At 67.8% G+C, this 6518-nt stretch carries 10 protein-coding genes and 1 pseudogene; 8 read left to right on the top strand and 3 right to left on the bottom strand.

Features of this window, described 5'->3' with window-relative positions:
* Nucleotides 1-240, bottom strand: a pseudogene (locus tag OD750_RS02425) (hypothetical protein); the annotation flags it as partial.
* On the opposite strand from OD750_RS02425, the gene OD750_RS02420 reads away from it, so the two are divergent.
* From OD750_RS02420 to rimI, 7 genes are all read left to right on the top strand, one after another.
* Entirely contained in the window at nucleotides 239-463 is a 225-nt protein-coding gene (locus OD750_RS02420) for an STAS domain-containing protein (protein WP_272841756.1), read from the top strand. The pseudogene OD750_RS02425 and the gene OD750_RS02420 overlap by 2 nt on opposite strands.
* Entirely contained in the window at nucleotides 463-1260 is a 798-nt protein-coding gene (locus OD750_RS02415; protein WP_263544556.1) for an MlaE family ABC transporter permease, read from the top strand. The genes OD750_RS02420 and OD750_RS02415 overlap by 1 nt, the downstream gene beginning before the upstream one ends.
* A gap of 8 nt (nucleotides 1261-1268) precedes the next feature.
* On the top strand, nucleotides 1269-2069 hold the full coding sequence (locus tag OD750_RS02410; protein WP_263544557.1) for an ABC transporter ATP-binding protein: 801 nt from the start codon (nucleotides 1269-1271) through the stop codon (nucleotides 2067-2069).
* A gap of 176 nt (nucleotides 2070-2245) precedes the next feature.
* On the top strand, nucleotides 2246-3172 hold the full coding sequence (locus tag OD750_RS02405) for an MlaD family protein (RefSeq protein ID WP_272841734.1): 927 nt from the start codon (nucleotides 2246-2248) through the stop codon (nucleotides 3170-3172).
* Nucleotides 3169-3774: an ABC-type transport auxiliary lipoprotein family protein gene (locus tag OD750_RS02400; protein ID WP_263544559.1), complete on the top strand. Its 606-nt coding sequence runs from the start codon at nucleotides 3169-3171 to the stop codon at nucleotides 3772-3774. Before OD750_RS02405 ends, OD750_RS02400 begins: the two co-directional genes overlap by 4 nt.
* Entirely contained in the window at nucleotides 3771-4244 is a 474-nt protein-coding gene (locus tag OD750_RS02395; RefSeq protein ID WP_263544560.1) for a hypothetical protein, read from the top strand. Before OD750_RS02400 ends, OD750_RS02395 begins: the two co-directional genes overlap by 4 nt.
* A 1-nt stretch (nucleotide 4245) precedes the next feature.
* Entirely contained in the window at nucleotides 4246-4731 is a 486-nt protein-coding gene (gene rimI / locus OD750_RS02390; RefSeq protein WP_263544561.1) for a ribosomal protein S18-alanine N-acetyltransferase, read from the top strand.
* A gap of 170 nt (nucleotides 4732-4901) precedes the next feature.
* On the opposite strand, the gene OD750_RS02385 is transcribed toward rimI, so the two are convergent.
* Complete coding sequence (locus tag OD750_RS02385) at nucleotides 4902-5180, bottom strand: hypothetical protein (RefSeq protein ID WP_263544562.1); 279 nt, start codon at nucleotides 5178-5180, stop codon at nucleotides 4902-4904.
* An 88-nt stretch (nucleotides 5181-5268) separates the two neighbouring features.
* On the opposite strand from OD750_RS02385, the gene OD750_RS02380 reads away from it, so the two are divergent.
* Nucleotides 5269-5598, top strand: a complete 330-nt coding sequence (locus OD750_RS02380) for a Rieske (2Fe-2S) protein (protein ID WP_263544563.1) — start codon at nucleotides 5269-5271, stop codon at nucleotides 5596-5598.
* A gap of 164 nt (nucleotides 5599-5762) precedes the next feature.
* On the opposite strand, the gene OD750_RS02375 is transcribed toward OD750_RS02380, so the two are convergent.
* A partial coding sequence (locus OD750_RS02375) for an SLC13 family permease (protein WP_272841755.1) occupies nucleotides 5763-6518 on the bottom strand: 756 nt, incomplete at its 5' end.

Here is a 6518-nt window from a genome sequence, read left to right as displayed (position 1 = left end):
GATGCCGAGCATGATGCCGATCGTCAGCGACAGCATGCCGACGATCGGCAGCGCGCCGACGCCGATGCGGCGCATTTCCGCGGCGATCGACGCGGTGCGCACCGGCTGCCCGCGCCGCCAGCCGACGAGCGCGAACCAGAAGCTTTCGGCCAGCAGCATCCCCGCATAGCCGAAGCCGGCGATCGAACCGATCGTCGCCCGGCCGAAAGGCTCGCGAGCGGGCGCGTGACCGGCTCCCATCAGACCGCGCGACTGCCGCGTCGGCGTCGAGCTGTCGGCCGTGAGCTATATCGATTCGTCGGGCATCGCCGCGCTCGTCGAAGGGTTTCAGAACGCGCGCCAGAACGGCCGGCGCTTCGCGCTCGTCGCGGTCAGCCAGGCGGTGATGGCGGTGCTCGAACTCGCGCGGCTCGACCGCGTGTTTCCGATCGTCGCCGACGTCGAAGCGGCGCGCGCGGTCTGATGGAGCCGGTCACGCGCCCGCTCGCGAGCCTCGGCCGGGCGACGATCGGTTCGATCGCCGGCTTCGGCTATGCGGGGATGCTGCTGGCCGAAAGCTTCTGGTTCGCGCTCGTCGGCTGGCGGCGCGGGCAGCCGGTGCGCATCGCGTCGATCGCCGCGGAAATGCGCCGCATCGGCGTCGACGCGCTGCCGATCGTCGGCATGCTGTCGCTGACGATCGGCATCATGCTCGGCATCCAGTTCGTCGCGGCGCTCAAGGAATTCGGCGCGCAGTCGCAGGTGGTGCTCGCGGTCGCCAAGTCGGTCACGCGCGAATTCGGCGCGCTGATCACGGCGATCCTCGTCGCCGGCCGTTCCGGTTCGGCGCTCGCCGCGCGCATCGGGTCGATGACGGTGTCGCAGGAAGTCGACGCGCTGAACGTGATCGGCATCGAGCCGGTGCGCTATCTCGTCGCGCCGGCGCTGATCGCGATGCTGGTGATGCTGCCGGCGCTGACGATTTTCGCCGACACGCTGGCGATACTCGGCGCGGCGCTGTACAGCGCGCCGGCGCTCAACGTCACGCCGCTCGCGTACATCATGAACACGATGGCGCTGCTCGAACCGGGCGACATCTGGCAGGGCGTCGCCAAGAGCGTGGTGTTCGCGATCCTGATCACGCTGATCGGCTGCAGCACCGGCTTCGGCGTGACCGGCGGCGCCGAGGGCGTCGGCCGTGCGACGACGCGCGCGGTGGTGCTGTCGATCTGCTACATCATCGTGGCGGACATGATCTTCTCGTTCTTCCTCAATCGATAGGCGGGAACGTGGCCGACGCCGAAGCGCTGATCGACGTGCGCGGACTCGAAGCCTGGTACGGCAAGCGGCGCATTCTTGCCGACGTCGATTTTCGCGTCGAACCGGGCGAGATCCGCGTGATCATGGGCGGTTCGGGGTCGGGCAAGAGCACGCTGCTGCGTCACGTGCTGGGTCTGCACCGGCCGAGCGCCGGCACGATCCGCGTGCTCGGCGTCGACATCGCGCATGCCGACGCCGCGCAGATGCTGGATATCCGTCGCAAGATCGGCGTGTCGTTCCAGGGCGGCGCGCTGCTCACGTCGCTGTCGGTCGGCGACAACGTGGCGCTGCCGCTGCGCGAACTGACGACGCTCGACGAGAACACGATCCGCATCATGAGCCGCATCAAGCTCGAGGTCGTCAACCTCGGCGGCTTCCAGGATCTGATGCCGAGCCAGCTCTCGGGCGGCATGGTCAAGCGCGCCGCGCTCGCGCGCGCGATCGTGATGGACCCCAAGCTGCTGTTTTTCGACGAACCGTCGGCGGGGCTCGACCCGGTCGTATCGGCCGAACTCGACGAGCTGATCCTGCGCCTGCGCGACGCGCTGCGCATGACGATCGTGGTCGTCACGCACGAGCTTGAAAGCGCGTTCAAGATTGCCGATACCATTACCGTGCTGGACCAGGGCAGGGTGCTCATGACCGGCACGGTCGACGAGGTGCGCAACGCCGACAACGAGCGCATCCAGGATTTGCTGAACCGGCGGCCGCGCGAGGTGGTGGTCGACGTCGACGCGTACATGAAGCGGCTGACGGAAGAGGACGCTTAGCAATATCTGCCTCCTCTCCCCCAAGCTTGCTTGGGGAGAGGCCGGGTGAGGGGGCGGCGCTTGGTATTTCGTCGATCTCGACGAGGATCGCGACGGCGCCCCCTCACCCCAACCCTCCCCCAGGCAAGCCTGGGGGAGAGGGAGCGAATATCGGAAGGATTGGAAAAAGGAACAACGTGAAACGTGATCATGTGAACTACACTCTGGTCGGGGCGGTCGTGCTGGCGGCGCTGGCGCTGCTCCTGGTCGGGCTGTACCTGATCACCGGCTCGTCCGGCGGCCGCGCCGACTATCACACGTACTATCGCAACGTCACCGGCCTGCGCCACGGCGCGCCGGTGTTCTACCAGGGCTATCGCATCGGCCAGGTCAGCGCGCTGACGCCCGAGCGCGGCGCCGACGGCACGCGCTACAAGGTCACGCTGAGCGTGCGCGAGGACTGGCCGATTCCGACCGACTCGATCGCGCGGCTGCAGTCGAGCGGCCTGCTCGCCGACGTGTCGATCGGCATCTACGAAGGCAAGGAAAAGAACAACCTCGCGCTCGGTGCCGAGATCAAGGGCGAGGAGAGCTCCGACATCTTCGGCGCGATGAACGAACTCGCCGGCGAAATCACCTCGCTCACGCGCACCCAGATCACGCCGCTCGTGCGCACGCTGTCGCAGCGCGTCGACTCGATCACGGGCTCGCTCGACAAGGGAACGCCGGAAATCGTGTCGCAGGCGCAGGCGCTGCTGGTGCGGCTCAACCACGTGTCCGACGCCGCGAACGACCTGCTCAAGCCGTCGAACCGGCAGGCGGTCAGCGGCATCCTCGGCGACGTGCGCGCGGTCAGCGTCGATCTCGTCACCACCAAGGAAAGCCTCGACACCGCGCTGATCGAAATCGCGGCGATCGCGAAGGAAAACCGCCCGGCCGTGAACGAGGCGCTGACCGATCTGCGCGCCATCCTGTCGGCGTTGTCGGGCCGCATCGACGCGATCGTGCATCATCTGGACGCGGCGAGCCGCAACGTCGACGAATTCAGCCGCGAGATCCGCAAGAATCCGAATCGCCTGCTGCTCTCGCCGAAGGCCGACAAGCTGGAGGAATCGGAGAAATGAAGTCCGTCGTTCTGGCGTTCGCCATCGCGTTCCTGACCGCCGCATGCACCGCGCCGACCGTGCCGGACATGGTGTACTACCGGCTGCCCGAGCCGACGCTCGACTACGCCGCCGTGACGCGCCGGTTCGAACTGCCGATCGACGTGAACGTGTTCGCGGCCGACGGCCTGTATTCCGAGCAGGCGCTGATCTTCACGCAGCGCGAAGACGGCCGGGCGCTGCAGACGTATCACTACCAGCACTGGGTCGATCCGCCGGCGCGCCTGTTGCAGCGACGGCTGATCGGCGTGCTGCGCCGCGCGCAGATCGCGCCGCTCGTGACCGATCGCCTGCCCGCGAGCGCCGACGCGCTCGTCATCACCGGCGTGATCCTGCGCTTCGACCGCGTGCGCGCGGCCGATGGCCAGCATGCCGAGGTCTCGGTGCAACTGCGCATCGAGCGCGGCGGCGATCTGCTCGACGAACACGTGTACAAGGCATCCGAGACCGCGAAGAGCGACGAGTTGAAATCGACCGTCGATGCGTTCGGCGCCGCGCTCGACACGATCTACGCCGAGTTTCTCGTCGACCTCGGCAAGCTCGATCTGGAGCGCAAGCGATGAGCGCGCAGACCGTTTACGCACCCGACGCCGAGCGCCTGCGCCGCCTCGACGCGATGGGCGTGCGCGTGTATCGCCTGCGCTCGGCCACGCCGCGCGCCGGAGAACCGGCGTCGCCCGCGGCCGACGCCGCGGCGAACGCCGCGGGCGTGCGTCTGCTCGTGGTCAGCGACGAGGCGCGCACGCCGGCCGCCGACGCGATCGTGCGCACGCTCGGCGTCGCCGACGCAGCGATCGGCTGGTGCGTGGCGCGCGGCGGCAAGCTCGACGCGCTTGATCTGGACGCCGGCGCGTACCTCGTACTCGGCGAGCATCTCGCCCGCGTGCTCGGCGCCGAACTGCCGACCGCGACGCAGCAGCGCGCGTCGATCGTCGTGGCCGCGGCGCCGTCGGCGCTGCGCGGCGACGCGATGGCCAAGCGCCTGCTGTGGCAGGCGCTGAAGCCGCTCAAGCGGCGTCTGGCGGTGCGCTGAGATGGTCGCGATCCTGCAGCCGCTGTTTCCGGAAATCCGCCCGATGAAGCTCGAGGATCTCGAGCGCGTCGTCGAGGTCGAATCCGCGGCCTATCCGTTTCCGTGGGCGATCGGCATCTTTCGCGACTGCATGCGTGCGGGCTACAACTGCTGGGTGCTGTCGCGGCCGAACGAAATCGTCGGCTACGGCATCCTCTCGGTCGCCGCGGGCGAGGCGCACGTGCTCAACGTCTGCGTGCGTCCGGGCGAGCAGGGCAACGGGCACGGCCGCCGGCTGATGCGGCGCCTGATCGACCTTGCGCGCTGGCATCGCGCCGAGCGCGTGTTTCTCGAAGTGCGCCCGTCGAACGGGCCGGCGATCGCGCTGTACGACCAGCTCGGTTTCAACGAGATAGGCCGGCGGCCGAACTACTACCCGGCCGTGCGCGGTCGCGAGGACGCCATCGTCATGGCGCTCGAACTTTTGCCCGACGTCGGCGAGGACTGACTAGTGGCCTGTAACAGATGAATCGGAAGAGGGATCGCGAAGGACGCATCGTGCAGGACGCCGCTGCGGAGCGAGGCCAATAGCACAAGCTATTGGCCGAGTGAGCAGCAAGTCATGCGCGGCCAGGACGAGCGAGCTACTTTCGATTTGTCTGTTACAGGCCACTAAGTTCAGCGCGTCGTCGAACGATCGCGCACGACCGTGAACTCGCCCTCGATGACGCCCGGCGGCGGAGGCGGCGCCTGCGGACGCTCGGCCTGCGCGGGAGCCGCGGTCGGACGGACGAACTGACGCGCGGCCCAGATGACGGCGCCGATCGTGACGAGCGCGAGCGCTGCGAAGAATCCGAACACCACGAGCGCGGCGAGAATCAGAACGCCGATGACGGCGGACACGGCGCGCAGGAACGGATGGCGCGTGCGCGGAAGCCGGAACATGGTGGTGTACATGAGCGCTTTGCTCCGTATGGCATCATTGCCGATTGCTGAGGTCCCAGTCTGGGGATTGCCATCGCGGACTCAAGTGCCGCAAGTCAGGATGAACGAAAACAAGGTGTTATGCCGCGTCGACGACGTTCCGGACGGCGGCGCTGTCGCGGTCGACGTCGCCAGTTCGACCGGCGGTTTCAGCGTCATGGTGCTGCGCCAGGGCGAGCGCGTCTACGCGTATCACAACGAGTGCCCGCACGCCGGACGCCGGCTCGACTGGTCGCCCGGCAAGTTTCTGATCAAGGACGGCGTGATCATCTGCGCCGCTCACGGCGCGACGTTCGACGTGCCGACCGGCGCGTGCCTCGGCGGGCCGTGCCGCAGCGGACTGGCGGGCGTGCCGGTCAGCATCGTCGACGGCAACGTCGTCGAGCCCTAGTGGCCTGCAACAGACAAATCGAAAGTAGCTCGCTCGTCCTGGCCGCGCCGTACTTGCTGCTCACTCGGCCAATAGCTTGTGCTCGGCCTCGCTCCGCAGCGGCGTCCTGCACGATGCGTCCTTTGCGATCCCTCTTCCGATTTATCTGTTACAGGCCACAAACGCTACCGCGCGATCAGCCAGTTCACGCAGACCAGCAGCGTGACGAGCAGCAGCAGCGTCAGCGGCGCGCCGACGCGCAGGAAGTCGCGCCGGCGATAGCCGCCGGGGCCGCCGACGATCGTCAGCACCGGGTTCGCGTTCGCGATCAGGAACGTGTTCGACGTCGAGATCGCGACGATCAGCGCGTACACGGCCGGGTTGCCGTTCGAGGCGAGCGCGATGTTGATCGCCATCGGCACCATCATCACGGTGGCGCCGACGTTCGACACGACCTGCGCGAAGAACAGCGACAGCACCGCGATCACCGCCTGCAGCGCCCACTGCGGCCAGGCGCCGAGATACACGAGCACTTCCTGCGCGACCCACGCCGCGGCGCCGGTCGAGTCCATCGCCCAGCCGAGCGGAATCAGGCAGGCGAGCGTGAAGATCGTCTTCCAGTTGATCGCGCTGTACGCCTCGTCCATCGTCAGCACGCCGGCGAGCAGCATGCCGACCGCGCCGGTCAGCATCGCGACCGACAGCTTCATGCTGGTGAAGAGGCCCAGCAGCATCGCGAGCGCGAAGAACGTCAGCGCGTGCCACAGCTTCGCCGGGCGCGCTTCCTCTTTCGGAATGTCGGTGACGACGACGAAGTCGCGGTCTTCGGCCGCGTGCACGAGATCGCGCCACGCGCTGTGCATCACCAGCGTGTCGCCGGCGCGCAAGCTCACCTTGCGCACGTCCTCGCGAAACACCTGGTCGCCGCGATACACCGCCAG

The sequence above is a fragment of the Tahibacter soli genome, assembly GCF_025717065.2.
Taxonomy (GTDB): Bacteria; Pseudomonadota; Gammaproteobacteria; order Xanthomonadales; family Rhodanobacteraceae; genus Tahibacter; species Tahibacter soli.
This window is presented reverse-complemented; position numbering and strand designations above follow the sequence as displayed.